At 73.1% G+C, this 17980-nt stretch carries 11 protein-coding genes; 8 read left to right on the plus strand and 3 right to left on the minus strand.

Features of this window, described 5'->3' with window-relative positions; all coding sequences use genetic code 11:
* Window positions 1–386 precede the first annotated feature (386 nt).
* The 4 genes from BLT97_RS34010 to BLT97_RS34025 all read left to right on the plus strand — a co-directional run bounded on the left by BLT97_RS34010 (window position 387) and on the right by BLT97_RS34025 (window position 8067).
* On the plus strand, window positions 387–2495 hold the full coding sequence (locus BLT97_RS34010) for an asparagine synthase-related protein (protein WP_093617308.1): 2109 nt from the start codon (window positions 387–389) through the stop codon (window positions 2493–2495).
* A gap of 330 nt (window positions 2496–2825) precedes the next feature.
* A complete protein-coding gene (locus tag BLT97_RS34015; RefSeq protein ID WP_093617310.1) occupies window positions 2826–4025 on the plus strand; it encodes an alanine--tRNA ligase-related protein in 1200 nt (399 codons plus the stop codon).
* 46 nt (window positions 4026–4071) lie between these two features.
* On the plus strand, window positions 4072–4575 hold the full coding sequence (locus tag BLT97_RS34020; RefSeq protein ID WP_093617312.1) for a GNAT family N-acetyltransferase: 504 nt from the start codon (window positions 4072–4074) through the stop codon (window positions 4573–4575).
* A 108-nt stretch (window positions 4576–4683) separates the two neighbouring features.
* On the plus strand, window positions 4684–8067 hold the full coding sequence (locus BLT97_RS34025; protein ID WP_093617314.1) for an AfsR/SARP family transcriptional regulator: 3384 nt from the start codon (window positions 4684–4686) through the stop codon (window positions 8065–8067).
* Between the two features lie 40 nt (window positions 8068–8107).
* On the opposite strand, the gene BLT97_RS34030 is transcribed toward BLT97_RS34025, so the two are convergent.
* Both BLT97_RS34030 and BLT97_RS34035 read right to left on the minus strand, forming a co-directional pair.
* The gene (locus tag BLT97_RS34030; RefSeq protein WP_093617316.1) at window positions 8108–10000 is read right to left on the minus strand and encodes a sigma-70 family RNA polymerase sigma factor; all 1893 of its coding nucleotides are present in this window, start codon (window positions 9998–10000) and stop codon (window positions 8108–8110) included.
* 190 nt (window positions 10001–10190) lie between these two features.
* Window positions 10191–11006 (minus strand): TetR/AcrR family transcriptional regulator, encoded by an 816-nt coding sequence (locus BLT97_RS34035; protein WP_093617318.1) that lies wholly within the window; start codon window positions 11004–11006, stop codon window positions 10191–10193.
* A 402-nt stretch (window positions 11007–11408) separates the two neighbouring features.
* On the opposite strand from BLT97_RS34035, the gene BLT97_RS34040 reads away from it, so the two are divergent.
* The 3 genes from BLT97_RS34040 to BLT97_RS34050 all read left to right on the plus strand — a co-directional run bounded on the left by BLT97_RS34040 (window position 11409) and on the right by BLT97_RS34050 (window position 15412).
* On the plus strand, window positions 11409–12812 hold the full coding sequence (locus tag BLT97_RS34040) for an NAD(P)/FAD-dependent oxidoreductase (protein WP_093617320.1): 1404 nt from the start codon (window positions 11409–11411) through the stop codon (window positions 12810–12812).
* 291 nt (window positions 12813–13103) lie between these two features.
* A complete protein-coding gene (locus BLT97_RS34045) occupies window positions 13104–14765 on the plus strand; it encodes an ATP-binding SpoIIE family protein phosphatase (protein WP_093617322.1) in 1662 nt (553 codons plus the stop codon).
* A gap of 41 nt (window positions 14766–14806) precedes the next feature.
* Entirely contained in the window at window positions 14807–15412 is a 606-nt protein-coding gene (locus tag BLT97_RS34050; RefSeq protein WP_093617324.1) for a tetratricopeptide repeat protein, read from the plus strand.
* A gap of 15 nt (window positions 15413–15427) precedes the next feature.
* Here the strand turns inward: BLT97_RS34050 and BLT97_RS34055 are convergent, their stop codons facing one another.
* A complete protein-coding gene (locus tag BLT97_RS34055; RefSeq protein WP_245769698.1) occupies window positions 15428–16747 on the minus strand; it encodes an MDR family MFS transporter in 1320 nt (439 codons plus the stop codon).
* A 158-nt stretch (window positions 16748–16905) separates the two neighbouring features.
* Here BLT97_RS34055 and BLT97_RS34060 point away from each other — a divergent pair, with 158 nt between their 5' ends.
* Entirely contained in the window at window positions 16906–17409 is a 504-nt protein-coding gene (locus tag BLT97_RS34060) for a MarR family winged helix-turn-helix transcriptional regulator (protein ID WP_093617326.1), read from the plus strand.
* Window positions 17410–17980: the final 571 nt, after the last annotated feature.

The following is a 17980-nucleotide window of genomic DNA, read 5'->3' on the forward strand; positions in this document are numbered from 1 at the left end:
CCGCCGCCTACATCCCCGCGGGCGGCGGACCGGTCCGGGAGGCCATGCGCGCCTCCCGGATCGCGCGGTGTCCCGCGCGGGGTGCCAGGGATGCCCTCAAGCGCGCGAAATGGCCGGATCCGGCCAGTCGTTGCGCCTTCGTACGCACCCGTACCGAGCCGTACGGGAACGCGTACCGAGTCGTACGGGAACGCTGCACGTCTTCTCGTACGAGAGCACGTGCGGGATTCCGTACGGGAGCACAGAGGCGCAAACCGGCGCGCCCGCCTCCCCCTCCGATGCGCCCGCTTCGTGGCAGCATGGTGCCGAACTAGCCGGACTCTCCGCGTCAGTTGGACCGTCCGAGCCAGTCGTTGCTCTTGTTGTCCACAGGCTGTGGAGGCGCGATGCGGTGGTTGGTGGGGTGGAGCAGTACCACCGCGAGAGCGTCCGACCCCATGGGCGCCGGAAGTGAGACCGGCGAGACCGTACACCCCGTCGGCTCCCAACTCCTGTGGGGCGACCCGGATCCGCTGTGGGCGGTGGGGGACTGGCGGCCCGACGAGGTGCGGGTGGTCAGGGCCGACGACCAGACGCGGATCGCCGTGCTCGGCACCTGCGGTGCGAGCGACGAGCAGCTGCGCGTGGGCCTGTTCGCCGCGCGCGGCGGCGCGCTGCGCCATCTGACCAACTGGCCCGGCAGCTATACGGCGGTGGTCCAGGTGGGCCGCCGGATCACCGTCGCCGGTGATCTCGCGGGCGCGCGCCCGGTGTTCTACACGCCGTGGGCCTCCGGTACCGCGTACGCCACCGCCGCCCTGCCGCTCGCCGACCTCATCGAGGCGCACCTCGACATCGGCCATCTCGCGGCCCTGCTCGCCTGCCCCGACGTGCCCGAGGCGCTCCAGGACTCCACCCCGTACCAGGGCGTCAAGCGCATCCCGCCCGGGCACGCGCTGATCCTGCGCGACGGCGCGCGCGAGATCGCCGGTTACGAACCGGTGGCCTCGCTCGCCGTGGCCGCACCCGAGCTGGACGCCACGCGCGCGGTGGACGGCGTACGGGAAGCGCTGGTCGACGCGGTACGGGCGCGGCTCTCCGCACCGCGCCATGTGCCCGACATCGACCCCGGACCCGTCCCGGGCATGGGGCCCGCCGAGCGCCGCGCCGCCCGGATGCCCGTGCCCGGCATCGGCGCCGACCTGTCCGGCGGCCCGGCCTCCGGCACCCTCGCGCTGCTCGCCGCCGGGCTGCCCGGGATGCCCGGCACGGTGCTCGGGCACGGTACGGGCGCGGGGGAGCGGCTGCTCGCCGTCACCTTCAACGACCTGACGGCCGGCCGCCAGGAGGCCGAACTCGGCCGCGCGGGCGCCCTCGCCGGCAACCCGCGCCTGCACCACGTCGTCGTCCCGGCCGGCGAAGAAGCCCTGCCCTACGCCGACTTGGAGGGCCCGCTCACCGACGAGCCGGGCCCATCCCTGGTCACCGCCGCCCGCCACCGCCTGCGCCTCGCCGCCGGCAGCGCGGACCACCTGTCCGGCTACGGCGCACGGCAGGTGCTCGACGCCCACCCCGCGCGCCTCGCCGACCTCCTCATGGACCGCCGCCGACGCCATCTGGTGCGCCCCGTCGCGGCGTTGGCGCGCACGGAGGGCTCGATGAGCTCGGTCCTCGTGCCCGCGAAGGTGTACGGAGCGGCCCGCCGCCTCGCGCGCACCTCGTACCGCTCCGGCATCGAGGAGGCCGCGCTGCGGCTGCGCTCCGGGATCCTGGACGAGCCCGCGGGCCCCGTCGGCGCCTCGCTCGCCGCCCTCACCTGGGTGCGTCCGGGTCCGGCCGCGCGCTGGCTGACCGGTGAGGCGCTCGCTGAAGTATCGGTTCGCCTGGAGCAGTCGGCCACGCGACCGGGCGCCGGACCGGGCCAGCATCCGGGGGAGTTGAGGGCCCGCGCGGCCCTCGCCCGGCACGCCGCCGACGTACGGATCCTCGAACAGGCCGCCGAGGTCCGCTTCCAGCGCCTGCACACCCCGTTCCTCGACAACCAGGTCGTCCGCGCCTGCCGCGCCCTGCCGGACTCCCTGCGCATACAGCCCGGCGCGCGGGCGGCGGTGCTGCGCACCGTCCTGGAGGGCGCGGGCGTCACGGACCTGCCGGTGGGCTGGGGCGCACCCTCGTACGCCACCTCGTCGGCCGCACTCAAGCTCGGACTCCGGGTCGCCGTCGAGGAGTTGGTGGACCTCTTCGCCACCCCGCTGCTCGCCCAGGCGGGCCTGGTCGAGGGCCGCGTGGTGCAGAAGGCGCTGCGCGCGGCGGCCGCGGGTGAGTCCGTGCCCGCGGACGGGCTCGCCGACCTGGTCGCGGTCGAGCTGTGGCTGCGCCGGCTGCTGTCCCGGCGCGGGACCTGCTGGACCGGCACACCCGCGAGGGCCCGCGCGGTCCCGGCGGGGATCACCCCGCAGCGCGGGGCCCTGGGACGGGCCGCGGCGAACGGGCGCCTGGGGGCCGGGCGGGGCTGAGCCGCCGCCTCGTCGCGTGCCCCGGGCCGCCCCGTACCGAATAAATCCCGAGCTCATCCGCCGCGTCCGTTGTTACGGTGGAAAACATGGAGACCAGCCGTACGCGTCGTCCCTCGCGGACCCTGACGCATCCGCACACCGCAGCCGCGCGAGCGCCCCGCTCGCCGGTTGCCGCCGCCTGATCTCCTTCTCCCGCACAGCCCGGCGACCGGAAACGGATCGCCGGCGTCGTCGTGCCGTACCCGATGGACGGGTGCACACCCTTCTCCCCGCAGCGCTCCTTTCCGGTCACCGGCCCCACCGGACCCCTGACCTCGGAAAGGCCCCGCCATGCACACCCCCACGACGCACACCCCGCCCACCACCGGGCAGGTCGTCGACACCTTCACACACTTCTTCCAGGAGCGCGGACACCGCCTGATCACCGGCAGCACCCTGCTGCCCCCGCCCGGCGACCCGGTCCTGTTCACGACCTCGGGCATGCATCCGCTCACCCCGTACCTCGAAGGCCGCCCGCATCCGCTCGGCCGCCGCCTCGTCAATGTGCAGCGCTGTCTGCGCACCACCGACCTCGACGAGGTGGGGGACGGCACCCACCTCACCGTCTTCCAGATGCTCGGCTCCTGGTCGCTCGGCGACTACGGCGGCCCGCAGAGCCTGCGCTGGGGGTACGAGCTGCTGCACGAGGGCTTCGGCATCCCGCGGGACCGGCTGCACGTCACCGTCTTCGGCGGCGACGGGCAGGTCGGCGTGGACGGCGAATCCCTCGATACGTGGCATGAGCTGGGCCTGCCCGTCGAACTGACCGGTGGGGACGAGAACTGGTGGTCCAACGGGCCGACCGGCCCCTGCGGCCCCGACTCGGAGATCTTCGTGTGGACCGGTGACTGCCCGCCGCGGGGCACGCCGACCACCGACCCCCGCTGGGTCGAGGTCTGGAACCACGTGATGATGCGCCACCGCCGCCACGAGGACGGCAACCTCACGCCGCTGGTGCAGCGCAACATCGACACGGGCATGGGCCTCGAACGCCTGGTGACGGTCCTCCAGGGCGTGGACTCGGTGTACGGGACGGACCTGTTCGAGCCGTGGCTGCGTCTCGTACCGCCGCTGTGGGACCTCGGCGACCAGGAGAGCCTGCGCGTGGTCTGCGACCACCTGCGCTCGTTCACCGTGATCCACGGCGACGGCGTCCGCCCTTCCCACACCGGCCGCGGCTACGTCCCGCGCCGTCTGATCCGGCGCACGCTCACCACGCTCTGGCAGGACGACCCCGGCCGCACGCTCGGCGACCTGCCGCGCGAACTCGTGGAGCACATCCAGACCCACTTCGGCCTGCCGGTCGAGCCGGGCCCGGTGCTCGACGTGCTGCGGGACGAGGAGCACCGCTTCCGCCGCCTCCTGGACCGCGGCCGCAAGGTCCTCTCGCGGTACGGGGGACGGCAGTTGACGCCGGAGGACTACCACTACCTCCACGACACCCACGGGCTGCCGGAGGAACTGGTCGACGGGATCGTGCGCGAGGGGTGAGCGGGCTGCCCGCAGCGCGCGATGAGGCGTAGGGCAGGGTGGGGAGATGCCTCCTTATCAGCCGATGCCGTTCCACCTCGAGACCGAGCGCCTGATCCTGCGGCCCTGGGAGGTGACCGACGCCGAGGAGTTCTGCGACCTGCTCGCCGAACGCGGCAAGGGCAAGCCCCCGGTCGAGCGCATCCGAACCTCCATCGCCGAGTTCCTCACCGAGACGGAGCGCACGGGGATCGCGCTGCTGCCCGTCGTGCGCCGTGCGGAAGGGGACTTCATCGGCTACTGCGGGCTGATCGTCGGGCGCACCACGCTGGAGGAGCCGGAGATCGCGTACGAGCTCTTCCAGCGCGTGCACGGCAACGGCTACGCCACCGAGGCCGCCGCCGCGGTGCTCGGCGCCGCGGCCGCGACCGGGCGCGAGCGGCTCTGGTCCACCGTCGGCACATGGAACACGCCCTCGCTCCGCGTCCTGGAGAAGCTCGGCTTCACCCGGGACCGCGTGTCCATGGAGGAGAACGGTGAAGTCGCGTGGCTGACCCGTACGTTGGGGTGACCTGAGCCGCCCGGCGTGGTGCCCCGGTGGACCCCGGCGCGGTACCCCGACGCACCCCCGGCGCCCGCGCCCGCCTCGGGATCCGCGCCCGCCCGCCACAATGACCCCGTGCGGTACCGAATCCTGGGCGCCACCGAGGCGCGAGACGAACACGGCACCGTGGTGCCCCTCGGCGGCGCCCGGCTGCGCGCGCTCCTTGCCGCGCTGGCCCTGCGGGCGGGCCGCACCGCGAGCGTCGCGTCGCTGATCGACGACGTCTGGCACGAGGACCCGCCCCAGGACGCCCCCGCCGCGCTCCAGGCGCTCGTCGGCCGGCTGCGCCGTGCGCTCGGCAAGGACGCGGTCGAGTCCGTGCCCGGCGGCTACCGGCTCGCCGCCGATCCGGCCGAGGTCGACCTGCACCGTTTCGAAGCGCTCGTACGCGAAGGGGCCACCGCCCTCGACGACGGCGACGCGGACGCGGCCGCCCGCATCCTGCGCGAAGCCCTTGCCCTGTGGCGCGGGCCCGCGCTCGCCGACCTGCCCGACCGCGCGGCCGCCGCCCGCCCCGAGGCGCAGCGCCTGGAGGCGGTGCGGGCGCGGATCGAGGCGGATCTGCGGCTCGGGCGCGGGCGCGAGCTCGTTCCGGAAGTACGGGAACTCCTCGCCGTACACCCCTATGACGAGCCGCTGCACGCCCAGTTGATCCGCGCGCTGCGGGCCACCGGGCGGGGCGCGGACGCGCTCGCGGCCTACGAGACGGCGCGCCGCACGCTGGCGGACGGCCTCGGCACGGATCCCGGGCCTGAACTGCGGCGGTTGTACGGGGAGTTGCTGGACTCGGACTCGGCATCGGACTCGGCATCGCCCTCGGACTCGCCCGCGGACTCGGCCTCGGACTCGGCTTCGGTCTCGGCCCAGACCGCGGAGCCGCACGCCACGACGGGCGACCCGACCACTGTCACCCCACCGCCACACGCGCCCCACAGTGACCCTGGCCGGGACGGCCACCACGCCCACGAACGCGACCGTGCCCCCGACCGCCACCCCGACCGCCCCTCCGCCACCGGCAACCTCCGCCCGCGGCTGACCTCCTTCGTCGGGCGGGAACCCGAACTGGCCGCCATCCGTTCGGATTTGCAGAGAGCACGACTCGTGACCCTCACCGGTCCCGGCGGCTCCGGGAAGACCCGCCTCGCGGAGGAGACGGCGGCCGGCCACCCCGCCCCGGCCTGGCTCGCCGAGCTCGCCCCGCTGGACCGGGCCGACGCCGTGCCCGGAGCCGTGGTCAGCGCGCTGGGCCTCAGGGACACGGTGCTGCTCACGAGCGAGCTCTCCGTCGCGCACGACGACCCGGTCGCGCTGCTCACCGAGTTCTGCGCCGAGCGCGACCTGCTCCTGATCCTTGACAACTGTGAACATGTCATCGAAGCCGCCGCCCGGCTCGCCGAGACCCTGCTCACCCACTGCCCCCGGATGCGGATCCTGGCCACCAGCCGGGAGCCGCTCGGGGTGCCCGGCGAGTCCGTGCGGCCCGTCGACCCGCTGCCCGAAGAGACCGCCCACCGGCTCTTCGCCGAGCGGGCCGCCGCCGTGCGCCCGGGATTCGACCCCGAGCAGGACCGCGCGGCCGTCGCGGAGATCTGCACCCGGCTCGACGGACTGCCCCTCGCGATCGAACTGGCCGCCGCCCGGCTCCGGTTGCTCACACCGCGCCAGATCGCCGACCGCCTCGACGACCGCTTCCAGCTCCTCACCTCGGGCAGTCGCACCGTGCTGCCCCGCCAGCAGACCCTGCGCGCGGTGGTCGACTGGTCCTGGGACCTGCTCGACGAGAAGGAGCGCACCTTCCTGCGCGAGGTGTCCGTGTTCGCGGGCGGCTGGGACCTGCCCGCGGCCGAGGCGGTCTGCACCGGCGACACAGCCCTGCTGCTCGGCGCGCTGGTCGACAAGTCCCTGATCGTGGCCGCGCCTTCGCGCGGCGGCGAGGACGGGATGCGCTACCGCATGCTCGAGACCATCCACGAGTACGCGACCGAGCGCGCCGCCGAAGCCCCCGAGACCCGCGCGGCGGCGCTCGCCCGCCACACCGCGTACTTCCTGGAGCTGATGCGGCGGGCCGACCCCCTGCTGCGCACCGCGGACCAACTGCCCTGGATCCAGCGGGTGGAGCGCGAGCTGGACAACCTGCGCGCGGTGCTGCGGCGCACCATCGATGCGGGCGAGGAGCGGACCGCGCTCGAGCTCGCCCTCGCGATGGGCTGGTTCTGGTCGCTGCGCAACTACCGCCGCGAGGGCGCCGACTGGGGCGCCGCGGCCCTCGCGCTCGGCGCGGACCCGACCGGCCCGGACGGCCGCCCGCTCGGCCCCGAGGCGGAGGCCGATCCGCGCTACTGGCCCCGCATGCGCCTGCGCCTGCTCCGCCTCTTCCTCCTCTCGGACTCCGCGCCCGGCATGCCCTTCGACGACCCGTCTTTGCGCACCGAACTGGCCCTGCTCCAGGAGGTCTTCGGGCGCCCCATCCCGCAGTCCGCCACCTTCCCCGGACTCCTGTGGCCCTTCACGACCTTCGTGCTCGACGGTTCGACCGACGGCCGCGCGGCCATGGACACGGCCACGCAGGCCTGCCGCACCTACGGCGGACCCTGGGAGGTCTGCGTCGCCCTGCTCTTCCGCGCCCACATCGCGGTCGACAGCCGCGGCGGGCTCGACTCCGTGGACGAGGACCTCGCGGAGCTGCGCCGGCTCTCCCGTCAGGTCGGCGACCGCTGGCTCAAGGCCCATGTGTGCACGGCGGTGGGCGAGGCGGCGATGGCCCGCAGCCGTTTCGCCGAGGCGCAGGCGGAGTACGAGGAAGGGCTGCATCTCGCGTACGAGATGGGGGTGTACTCGGAGGCGCCGCTCCTGATCGCCCGGCTCGCCGAGATCGCCTACCGCGCGGGCGACCTGCCGCTGGCCCGGCGCGCCATCGCGGAGTCCGACAGCGAGAGCGAGCGCTACGGAGTCCTGGACACCCGCGCGTTCGTCCGCCTCCTGTCCGCCCACATCGCGCTGGCCGAGGGCGATGTGGCGCGGGCCCGTGCGGAATGGCGCTCGAGCGTGGCCTGGGGCGCCCGCGGCACCCCGCCCCCGCAGTTCGAGGCCGGGATCGCCCACGCCGACGCGAAGATCACCTTCAGGGAGTCGGGGCCGGAAGCGGCGCTGCCGAAGGCGGTCGACGGGCTGCGCCTCGCGATCCGCGACAAGTGCGCGGAGCCCGTCCTGGCGGTCCTGGCCGAAGCGGCGGCGGTCAGCCTCGCGGTCTCGGCCGCCCCGCTCGCCGCCCGCCTGCTCGCGGCAGCCGCCCAGTGGCGCGGCGCCCTGCCGACCCCGGAGCCGGACCGCTCGGAACTGGCCGCGCTGGCCGGGGAGTTGCGCGAGCACTTGGGCGAGGACGCGTACGAGAAGGAGACGGCGACGGGCGAACGCCTCACACCGGAGGACGCGCTGGCGTTGCTGCACCACCTCGGTTAGATAGCTGCCCTCCGGATCACCCGCACCCGGCAGGCCGCCCTCACCGGCAACTGATCCGCGACTCGGCCCAGTCCACCAGCGCCGGCGTATCCACCACCGAATGCGGCTCCACCACGAGCCGCAGCGTCTTGCGCCCGGTCAGATCCACATGCACCGGCACCGCGGGCTCCCCGCCGCGCACCACCCCGGACTGCCAGAGCCGCTCCCCGTCCGCGTACACGGAGAACCGCACGGCCCCGTGCCCGAACGTGAGGTCGTCCACCCCGGCGTACGCGTCGTAGGCCGTGCACTCACGGTTGAGGTCGATCATCACGGAGGAGTACGCGTGCACGGTCACCCCGTGCGCGTACCGCTGCCCCGCGATCCCGAGCCCCTGCCGCTGCCACAGCCAGCTGGACTCCCCGAGCCGCACCTCGGGCTGGGTGCCGTCCCCGAAGATCCCGTACTGCAACTCGCTGATGTGGTACGCCTCCGGGGCCGGCGCGGGCGGCGGGGGAGGAGGCGGCGGCGTCGGGGTGGGCGTCGGCTTGGGCTTCGGCGGAGGCGTCGGCTTCGGGGTGGGCTTCGGCTCCGGCGGGGGAGGCGTCGGCGTGGGGGTCGGCTCCGGAGCGGCCACCGGCGGCGCGGGAGGCTCCGGCTTCGGCGAGGGCTTGGGCTTCTGCGGCACCACCGGCTGCGACACCGGCGGCGGCTTCGGCTTCGGATCGGCCTTCGGCTCGGCCTCGTCACCCGCGAGCGCCAGGGCCACCGCGACACCCGCCGCGACCACCACGGCCGCCGCGATACCGGCCTTCGCCGGCGCGCCGAGCCCTTCGCCCGCGGCGGCACCACCCGCGGCCGCACCACCGGAGCCGCCCGACGCGGCCGCGGCCGCACCCGCCCCCGCGGCACCCGCCGCACCGCCGCCGATGAGCCCGGCCACCTTCGCCGTGTAGCCCGCGGCGCCGAACCAGCCGATGACCGCGACCGGCACGAGCGCCGGAATGCCGCCCGCGAGCTCCTTGATCTGGCTCGCGGCGAGCCGGCACTTGGCGCACTCCTCCATGTGCTTGCGCAGACCGCGCTCGGCCCGGGTGCGCAGCCGCCCGCGGGCATACGCGCCGAGCCGGTCGGCATAGCGCGCGCACTCGTCGTCCTCGGCCAGCGACCCGCTCACATGCGCCTGGAGGTACGCCTGCTTGAGCCCTTCACGGGCCCTGCTGGCCAGCTGCGCCGTGGTGTTGGTGGAGGTGTGCCCGAACAGCGGGGCGACCGCGCTCAGCGGATCGTCCTCGACCTCGGTGTGCCACAGGACGGCCTGCCACTCCTCGGAGAGGCTGCGGAAGGCCTGCATGACCATGGACCGCTCGGCCTCGTGCATCGCCAGCACGTCGGCGCCCAGGTCGAGCGTGTCGTCGTCGGACACCTCGGAGGAGCGCGCCGCCTGCGTGGCGAACACCGCGAAGTCCTCGACGAGCTGCTCCCGCTTCGCCGACTTGATCCAGGCCGCCGCGACCCGCCGTACGGTCGTGAGCAGATACGCCCGTACGGCGTGCTCGGGACCCGAACCGCCGCGCACCGCCTGGAGCATGCGCGCGAACACCTCGGACGTGAGGTCGTCCGCGGTGTGGGCGTCACGGCAGCAGGTGCGCGCATAGCGGCGCACCGCCTCGGCGTGCCGACGGTAGAGCTCCTCGTACGCCGAGTCGTCGCCCTCGCGCATGCGGCGGATCAAGTCCGCGTCGGAGACCGGTGGTTCACCCCCGGCGAGCAGGTCGTCGGCGAGCGATGCCTGGGGCTCGCGCTGCGCGGGCACCCCGGGCTCGGCCGCCTCACCGGCGGGCGCGGGCACCTCGGAAGGCCCTCCCTGGCTCGGCACCTGCCGCGCCGGCAGTCCGCCGTCCGCCGGCCCACCGCCCCCGGCGAACGGCTCTTCCCGCCCGTCAACGCTCATCGCGCGAAGCCCCCGCATGCACACTCGGTCCCGAACACCCGGGAAAGCGTGCCATACGAAGGAACCCCGCCGAGCCCGGATGCACAGCAACCACTCATCCGGGGTGACTTCCCCTCACGAATCAGCGAGGTTCACCCGTTCGGGGCAGCCCAAAAGGCCTGTCCGGCAACGGAGTTGAGGCCCTGTACTCCTACCGCGCAGGCCGCGACCGCAGCCCTTCGAGCAGGATGTCGAGCAGCCGCGCCGAAGCCGCCGCCTGCTGCGCCGCGTCCGGCAGCGAGGGCGCCGCCGTGGCGATCACGAGCAGCACGTCCGAGACGGTGACGTCGGCCCGCAGCTCACCGGCTGCCCGCGCCCGCTCCACGAGCCGACCGACCACCTCGAGCAGCGCCGCCGCCCCGGCGTCGTCCACCTCGTCGGCGGGTATCCCGCGCTGTTCCACAAGCCGCAGCTCCGGGCTCGCGAGGCCCGCGGCCGACTGCCGCTGCTGCGGCACCCGCGCGTCCTCGAACTCGCCCTCCGCGCCCGCCTCGTCGGCCACGCCCACGCGCAGCACCTGTGGCGGAAGCAGCCGCCCGGCGCCCGAGGCCACCGACGTGCGCAGGAAGCGCGACAGCGCCGACCACGGCTCGTCCTCCTGGCCGAGCGCGGTGCGGGCCTGGTCGGTCAGCCGGGCCGTCTCCTCCTCGGCGATCCGCCGTACGAGCACGTCCTTGCTCGGGAACCGCCGGTAGACGGTCCCGACGCCGACCCGCGCCCGGCGCGCCACGTCCTCCATCGGCGCCCCGTAGCCCAGCTCGCCGAACACTTCACGCGCCGCGCGCAGGACGTGCTCGAGGTTGCGCTGGGCGTCCACGCGCAGCGGCGTCGTACGGCCGCCGTCCGCGCCGCGGCGCACCGCGCCGTCACCCAGCACGGAAGCAGAAGCTGATGCGGCCGAAGCCGAAGCAGCAGAAGCCGGGGCCGATGCGGATGCAGCGCCCCAACGAGAATCACGAATGTGCATGCATTCCCCCGGTAATGACGTCTCCCCCCGGAGACTCCCCGCCTGGTCGTTTCGGTGTGCGCGGACCGTCCGCGAACCCTGCCCGCGCGCCGTCCGCGATCCCTCCGCGAACCCTGCGCATCGCGCCTGAAGCAGTACACCCCCCACACCCCGACGTCACACGAACATAGTTGAGCCGGAGTCAATTCAGAAGGGGCCAGTTCCGCACGGAGCGCCCCCCGATCGGAGTACACCCCGGTCCGTCCCTTTTTGGCCTGCTGCCAGGGCGGGTTCGGCTCCTTGCTGACCTGCGTATTTTTCCAAGCCGCAGCGCGTACGGGGGCGGCGCGCACCCCGCCGCGGACGGTCACACAAATTGCCGGGCCTGTGGACAAACACGTGACGCGGGTGCCTCATGGGAAGGTGACGGCTGATTCCCGCGGGACCCACCCCGCCCACCGGACCGGGACCTCCGACGCGCCCCGCACGCGCATTCTCATCGTGGGCGGCGGCTATGTCGGCCTCTATACCGCGCTGCGTCTGCAGAAGAAGCTCGCCGCCGAGCTCAAGAGCGGTGCCACGGAGATCGTGGTGGTCACGCCCGAGCCGTACATGACGTACCAGCCCTTCCTGCCGGAGGCGGCCGCCGGGTCCATCTCGCCGCGCCACGTGGTCGTCCCGCTGCGCCGCGTCCTCAAGCACTGCCGGATCGTCATCGGCGAGGCCCGCTCGATCCAGCACGCCAAGAAGACGGTCACCCTCACCACCCTCGCCACCGACGAGGAGGGCACGGGACCGATCGAGCTCACCTACGACGAACTGGTCCTCGCCCCCGGCTCGATCTCGCGCACCCTGCCGGTCCCGGGGCTCGCGGACTACGGCATCGGCTTCAAGACCGTGGAAGAGGCCATCGGCCTGCGCAACCACGTCATCGAGCAGATGGACATCGCGTCCTCGACCCGCGACCCCGCCGTCCGCTCCGCCGCGCTGACCTTCGTGTTCGTCGGCGGCGGCTACGCGGGCGTGGAGGCCCTCGGCGAGCTGGAGGACATGGCGCGCTACGCGGCCCGGTACTACCACAACGTCAGCGCCGAGGACATGAAGTGGATCCTCGTCGAGGCCTCCGACCGGATCCTGCCGGAGGTCGGCCCCGAGATGGGCAAGTACACGGTCAGCGAGCTGCGGCGGCGCAACATCGACGTGCGTCTGGAGACCCGGCTCGACTCCTGCGAGGACCGGGTCGCGGTGCTCGACGACGGCTCGCGCTTCCCGACGCGCACCCTCGTATGGACCGCGGGCGTCAAGCCGCATCCCATCCTCGCCGCGTCCGATCTGCCGCTGAACGAACGCGGCCGGCTCAAGTGCACCGCCGAGCTCGCCGTCGACGGGGTCGAGCACGCCTGGGCGGCCGGCGACGCGGCCGCCGTACCGGACGTGACCTCGGAGGAAGGCAAGGAATGCGCGCCCAACGCGCAGCACGCCGTCCGCCAGGCGAGGGTGCTCGGCGACAACATCGTGGCCGCGCTCAAGGGACAGCCGCGGACGAACTACGCGCACAAATACGCCGGTTCGGTGGCCTCTCTCGGCCTGCACAAGGGTGTCGCGCACGTCTACGGACGCAAGCTGAAGGGCTACCCTGCGTGGTTCATGCACCGCGTCTACCACCTCAGCAGGGTCCCGACCTTCAACCGCAAGGCCCGGGTCCTGGCCGAGTGGACTCTGTCGGGCCTGTTCAAACGCGAGATCGTCTCCCTCGGCTCGCTCGAGCATCCGCGTGCGGAATTCGAACTCGCGGCCGGAGGCGAACGCCCGAAGGAGTCGTCCTGACCGGATCGAGGAACTCCGCCGCGCGGACCGGCGTCTGACGGATGTCAGTGCGGTCGGCCAGACTGACCGACGTCCGCACCGGCAGCCATCCGGCCGGTGCTCCGACAGGCACCCGACCGGTGCAGCCGAAAGCCACCTGACCCGTGCGTCCGGCCCGCCCCGGCCGGAGCGTTCCGGTCGCCCGCCGAGCGGCGGACCGGCCCACCCAGACCGAGCGGGCGCGCCCTGACCCCGGAGCGCCCCACAACACAAGGGCACCACGCCCCGACGACCTCCATGAGGCTTCCCTCCGTGAACTTCACGCGCTGGAGCGCCAGGCTCCCCGGTACGCAGCGCCGCGCCGCCGCGCGGTCCGACCGGGGTTCCGTGCCCGCCGCCCGAGCCGAGCACGGCTCCGACGCGCCGACCCCCGACGTAGAGGACCTGCCGGTCCGCGAGATCCTCGACCGCATCACCGGCCTGATGGTCCTGGTACACGGCCCCGAGCACCGCATCGCCTACGTCAACGAGGCGTACGCCGCCTCCTTCGGCCCGCGCGAGCGCGGCGCCACCGCCGAGGACGCCCTGCCCGAGCTGCGCGAGCTCGGCCTGCTCCCGCTCCTGGACCAGGTCCTGCGCAGCGGCAAGCCGCGCACGGTCAAGTCGCGCAAGGTGCCCTCGGGTCGCTCGTACACCTTCACCTGCACCCCGCTGACCACCGGCGCCTCCCACCCGGAGAGCGAGGACGCGTCCCACCCCGGGACCGAGGGCGAGGCCGGCGTCCTGCTCTTCGCCACCGACGTCACCGACCACGCCGAGGCCGCCGAGCGGCTGCGTGCCAGCGAGCGCCGCCACCGCGAAGCCGCCGTCACGCTCCAACGCTCGCTGCTGCCCCAGGAGTTGGAGCAGCCGGACGACCTGCGCATCGCCGCCACGTACCAGCCCGGCGGCGCGGACGCGGCGGTCGGCGGCGACTGGTACGACGTGATCACCCTCGGCGGCGGCCGCACCGCCCTCGTCATCGGCGACGTCATGGGCCGCGGGGTGCGCGCCGCCGCGGTGATGGGCCAGCTGCGCACGGCCGTGCGCGCGTACGCCCGCCTCGACCTGCCGCCCCACGAGGTGCTCCAGCTCCTCGACGGGCTCGCCTCGGAGATCGACGCCAGCCAGATCGCCACGATGGTCTACGCGATCCACGACCCGCACGAGGGCCGCCTCACCTACGCGTCGGCGGGCCACCTGCCGATCCTCGTACGGGACGAACTCGGCGCACTGCACCGGGCCGACGAGCCCACCGGACCCCCGCTCGGCACCGGCGGCTGGCTGCACGCCTCCGGCTCCATGGACTTCCCGCCCGGCTCCACCGCCGTCCTCTACACCGACGGCCTCGTCGAGCGCCGCAGCGAGGACATCGACCACGGCGTCGACCAGCTCGAGCGCGCCCTGGCCGGCGCCACCGGCACCCCGCAGGTGATCTGCGACCGCCTGCTGCGCGCGCTCGGCGTCACCGCCGACCACGACGACGACGTGGCGCTCCTGGTCCTCCAGCACCCCGAGCACACCGGCCCCGACGCCGAGCTGTTCCGCGGCGCCTCGCTCGAACTCCTCGGCGGTGTGGAAGCGGCGCCGCGCGCCCGCGCCTTCGCCACCGGAGTCCTGGCCAGCTGGCGCTTCCCGCCCGAGCTCTGCGAAGCGGGCGTCCTCGCCGCCAGCGAACTCGTCGCCAACTCGCTCCAGCACGGCACCCCGCCGATGCGCCTGCGGCTGCGCCGCACCGACCGCCGCCTGATCATCGAGGTCACCGACGGGGACGACCACCTGCCGCTGCGCCGCCGCGCGGAGCCGGCCGACGAGGCGGGCCGCGGCATCGCGATCGTCGCCGCCCTCGCCTCGAACTGGGGCTCGCGCCGGACACCGGGCGGCGGCAAGGCGGTGTGGTGCGAGTTCACCCTCAAGCAGTCCGGTGCGCTCTAGGGGGTGCCGCCCACCTGCACCCCCGGCATAGCCTCCCCTCCATGGGTTTCCTCGACCGCCTCAGCTCCCCCGAGACCGCCGGCGTCCAGCGCGGCATCCGCCAGGCCCAGTCCTTGCTGCACGAGGACCGCCCCCAGGAGGCGGAGACGCTGATCCGCCAGGTCATCGACGTGGCCGACAAGGCACTCGGCCCGGCCCACCAGCTCGCGGCCACGGCGCGCGTCGTCCTGGCCACGGTCCTTTTCGCCCTCGGCCGGTACGAGGAGGCCGAGACCGAGGCCCACGACCTCGCGGCCCACCGCGCCCAGCGCCCCGACGACCACCTCGCGCTCGCGGCCCTCGCGCTGTGCGCCCTGGCCGTGCGCGAACAGGGCGACCCGGCCGAGGCCCTGCGCCGCCAGGACGAGCTGCTCCCTTTCTACGAGCGCATCCACGCCCCGGAGCACCCGCTCACTCTGAAGCTCCGCGCCGACCGCGCCCACACCCTCAACCGCCTGGAGCGCTACGAGGAGGCGGCCACCGAGTGCCGCGCCCTGCTCGCCCTCGCGGCCGCGAGCAAGGAACCGACCGCCGGCGCCCTGGCCCGTAAAGCAGAAGACGGACTGGCCGCCGCGCGGGCGGGCCAGTCCGTCTCCGAGGACGCGTAGCCGAACAGCAGCCGGTCAGACGGCCGCTGTCGCTGTCGCTGTAGCGGGCACGGCACCGGGGCCGGCCGGATCCTCGGCCGCGCGCTCCTTCGCCGCCACGGCCGCCTGCCGCACGGCCCACGGGTGGTTCTGCGCCGGCGTCAGCTGCTTGCCGAGCTTGACCGCGAGCACCGTGATGCCGAGCGAGAAGACGATGAACGTCAGGATGTACGGGGCGTGCAGCGAGGCGCCCATCGGCCCGCCGATCGCCGGACCGACCGCCAGGGCCAGCTGCTTGACCAGCGCGAAGGCCGAGTTGTACTGCCCGACCATGCCGCTCGGCGCGAGGTCCGCGACCAACGGCGCGACGGTCGGCGACAGCATCGCCTCACCGAGGCCGAAGAGCGCGTACGTGGAGATGAAGGCCGCGGTCGCCATCGCCTGGCTGCCGTGCCCGAGCCCCGCGTACCCCGCGAAGATCCACGCGACGGCCCACAGCAGACCGACGGAGGCGATCACCTTGGACCGCTCGCGCCGCTCGACGAACTTCAGGACCAGGAACTGCGCCACCACGATCGCGCCGGTGTTGGCGGCGAGCGCGAAGCCGAGCGTGGACGGCGAGATCCCCGCCGCCTCGACGCCGTACGCCGAGAGCCCCGACTCGAACTGCCCGTAGCAGGCGAAGAACATCACGAAGCCCAGCGCACACAGCTGCACCATGGCGCGGTGCTGGAACAGCCGCTTCATCCCGCCCTCGGCCTGCGGGGTCGCATCCGCGATCCGCGCCTGCCGCGGCAGCCGCACGGTGGCCATGACCACCACGAGCAGCAGGAACATCGACGCCTCGATGGCGAACAGCAGCGTGAAGTCGCTCGGCCGCTCGTGCTTGACGATCTGGCCGCCGATGAGGCCACCGACACCGAGTCCGAGGTTCTGCAGGAAGAACTGCGTCGCGAAGGCCCGCGTACGGGTCTCGGCGGTGGAGCACTCCACGATCATCGTCGCGAGCGCCGGCTGCATGACGGCCTGACCGGCACCGAGCAGCGCGGCGGACGCGATCACGGTCTGCGCGTTGTTCGCAAGCCCGAGGCTCATCGCACCGACCGCGGCCGTGACCAGGGCGACCATCAGGACCGGCAGCGGCCCGCGCCGGTCGACCGCACGCCCGGTGAAGGGCAGCACCACCAGCGCGGCCACCGCGAAGACGGCGAGCACGAGACCCGCCGTCGTCGCACCGAGCTCCCGCACCTGCGCCACGTAGACGTAGAGGAACGGGACGGTGAAGCCGAGGCCGAACGCGCTGAGCGCGTTGCCCACGTGGATCCGCCGCATCGCGGCACCCATCGCCTGGGTCACTTCTCACCTGCCTTCATACGAGCGAAGCCCAGGCAGGACGCGACGGGCCACCTGACCAGTGCACCTTCGACCTGAAGACTTCAAAGCTAAAGTTCGGACCTAAACAATAAACATCGAAGGTCTTAAACGCAAAGCGGGGTCGTGTCATACTCCGGGGCATGCCTGAGAACGAGCCGACGCTCGACGAACAGATCGCCGCCTACCAGCGGGAGTTCGCCGACCTCGACCCCCAGGTCGAGCAGATCGTCTCGGCCCTCGGCCGCCTCAACCGGCGCATGAACGTCGCCTACGGACGCCAGACCGCCACCCTCGGCATCAGCAACGCCGAGTGGGAGGTCCTCAAGGCCCTGGTCCTCGCCGGCCAGCCCTACCGCATGGGCCCCGGCGACCTGGCCAAGCAGCTCGGCCTCACCCCGGCCGCGATGACCCACCGGATCGACCGCATGGTCGCGGAAGGTCTGGTTACCCGGGATCGTGATGAGACCAATCGCGTACGAGTGATCGTGGGCCTGACGGACGCCGGGCGGCAGAAGTGGCTGGACGCCATGGAGCTGGCCACGACCTTCGAGGAGGACCTGCTCCAGGACCTCTCCGCGAAGGAGCGGGGCGTCCTGGGGGAGCTCCTGACCCGGCTCCTGCAACGGGTCGAGCTCGGGGGTTGACACACCCCCGCTCGATCCGTAAGGTTCTTCGAGTTGTCACGGAGCCGGAACGGTTCTGCGGCAGCCACTCTCGCCGCTCACAGCGGCACACCAAACCAACGCACGATTCCCCTGGGGATTGAATTACGTGCGCCTTCGCGCGCCCGAAAATCAATTCACAGGAACCGAACGGCCCGATTATGAGCCGGCCGGAGAATCCGCTAAGGTTCTGGACGTCGGAACGGCCCAACAGCCGCAAAGGCAACCCGAGTTGACCGGGAATCAGGCCCGAAAGGATCTGATAGAGTCGACACCGCCGGAAGGGAAACGCGAAAGCGAGAACCGGAAAGCACCGAGGAAATCGGGCCCGAAAGAGTCTGATAGAGTCGGAAACACCGAAGGGAAGCCCGGAGGAAAGCCCCAGAGAATGTCTCTGCGGGTGAGTACAAAGGAAGCGTCCGTTCCTTGAGAACTCAACAGCGTGCCAAAAGTCAACGCCAGATTGACAACCCCGTCTCGACCATTAGGTCGGACGCGGTTCCTTTGAAAAAGTCCATCCCATTGGGATGGCACATCAGCGAGGACGCTGAGA

It is taken from the genome of Streptomyces indicus (assembly GCF_900100315.1).
Lineage (GTDB): Bacteria > Actinomycetota > Actinomycetes > Streptomycetales > Streptomycetaceae > Streptomyces > Streptomyces indicus.

What these genes read in the sequence shown, in the direction of transcription:
- BLT97_RS34050 (WP_093617324.1), top strand. Translation starts at nt 14,807, where the DNA reads ATGGGTTTCCTCGACCGCCTCAGCTCCCCCGAGACCGCCGGCGTCCAG.
- BLT97_RS34060 (WP_093617326.1), top strand. Translation starts at nt 16,906, where the DNA reads ATGCCTGAGAACGAGCCGACGCTCGACGAACAGATCGCCGCCTACCAG.
- BLT97_RS34030 (WP_093617316.1), bottom strand. Translation starts at nt 10,000, where the DNA reads ATGAGCGTTGACGGGCGGGAAGAGCCGTTCGCCGGGGGCGGTGGGCCG.
- BLT97_RS34035 (WP_093617318.1), bottom strand. Translation starts at nt 11,006, where the DNA reads ATGCACATTCGTGATTCTCGTTGGGGCGCTGCATCCGCATCGGCCCCG.
- BLT97_RS34010 (WP_093617308.1), top strand. Translation starts at nt 387, where the DNA reads ATGCGGTGGTTGGTGGGGTGGAGCAGTACCACCGCGAGAGCGTCCGAC.
- BLT97_RS34020 (WP_093617312.1), top strand. Translation starts at nt 4,072, where the DNA reads ATGCCTCCTTATCAGCCGATGCCGTTCCACCTCGAGACCGAGCGCCTG.
- BLT97_RS34015 (WP_093617310.1), top strand. Translation starts at nt 2,826, where the DNA reads ATGCACACCCCCACGACGCACACCCCGCCCACCACCGGGCAGGTCGTC.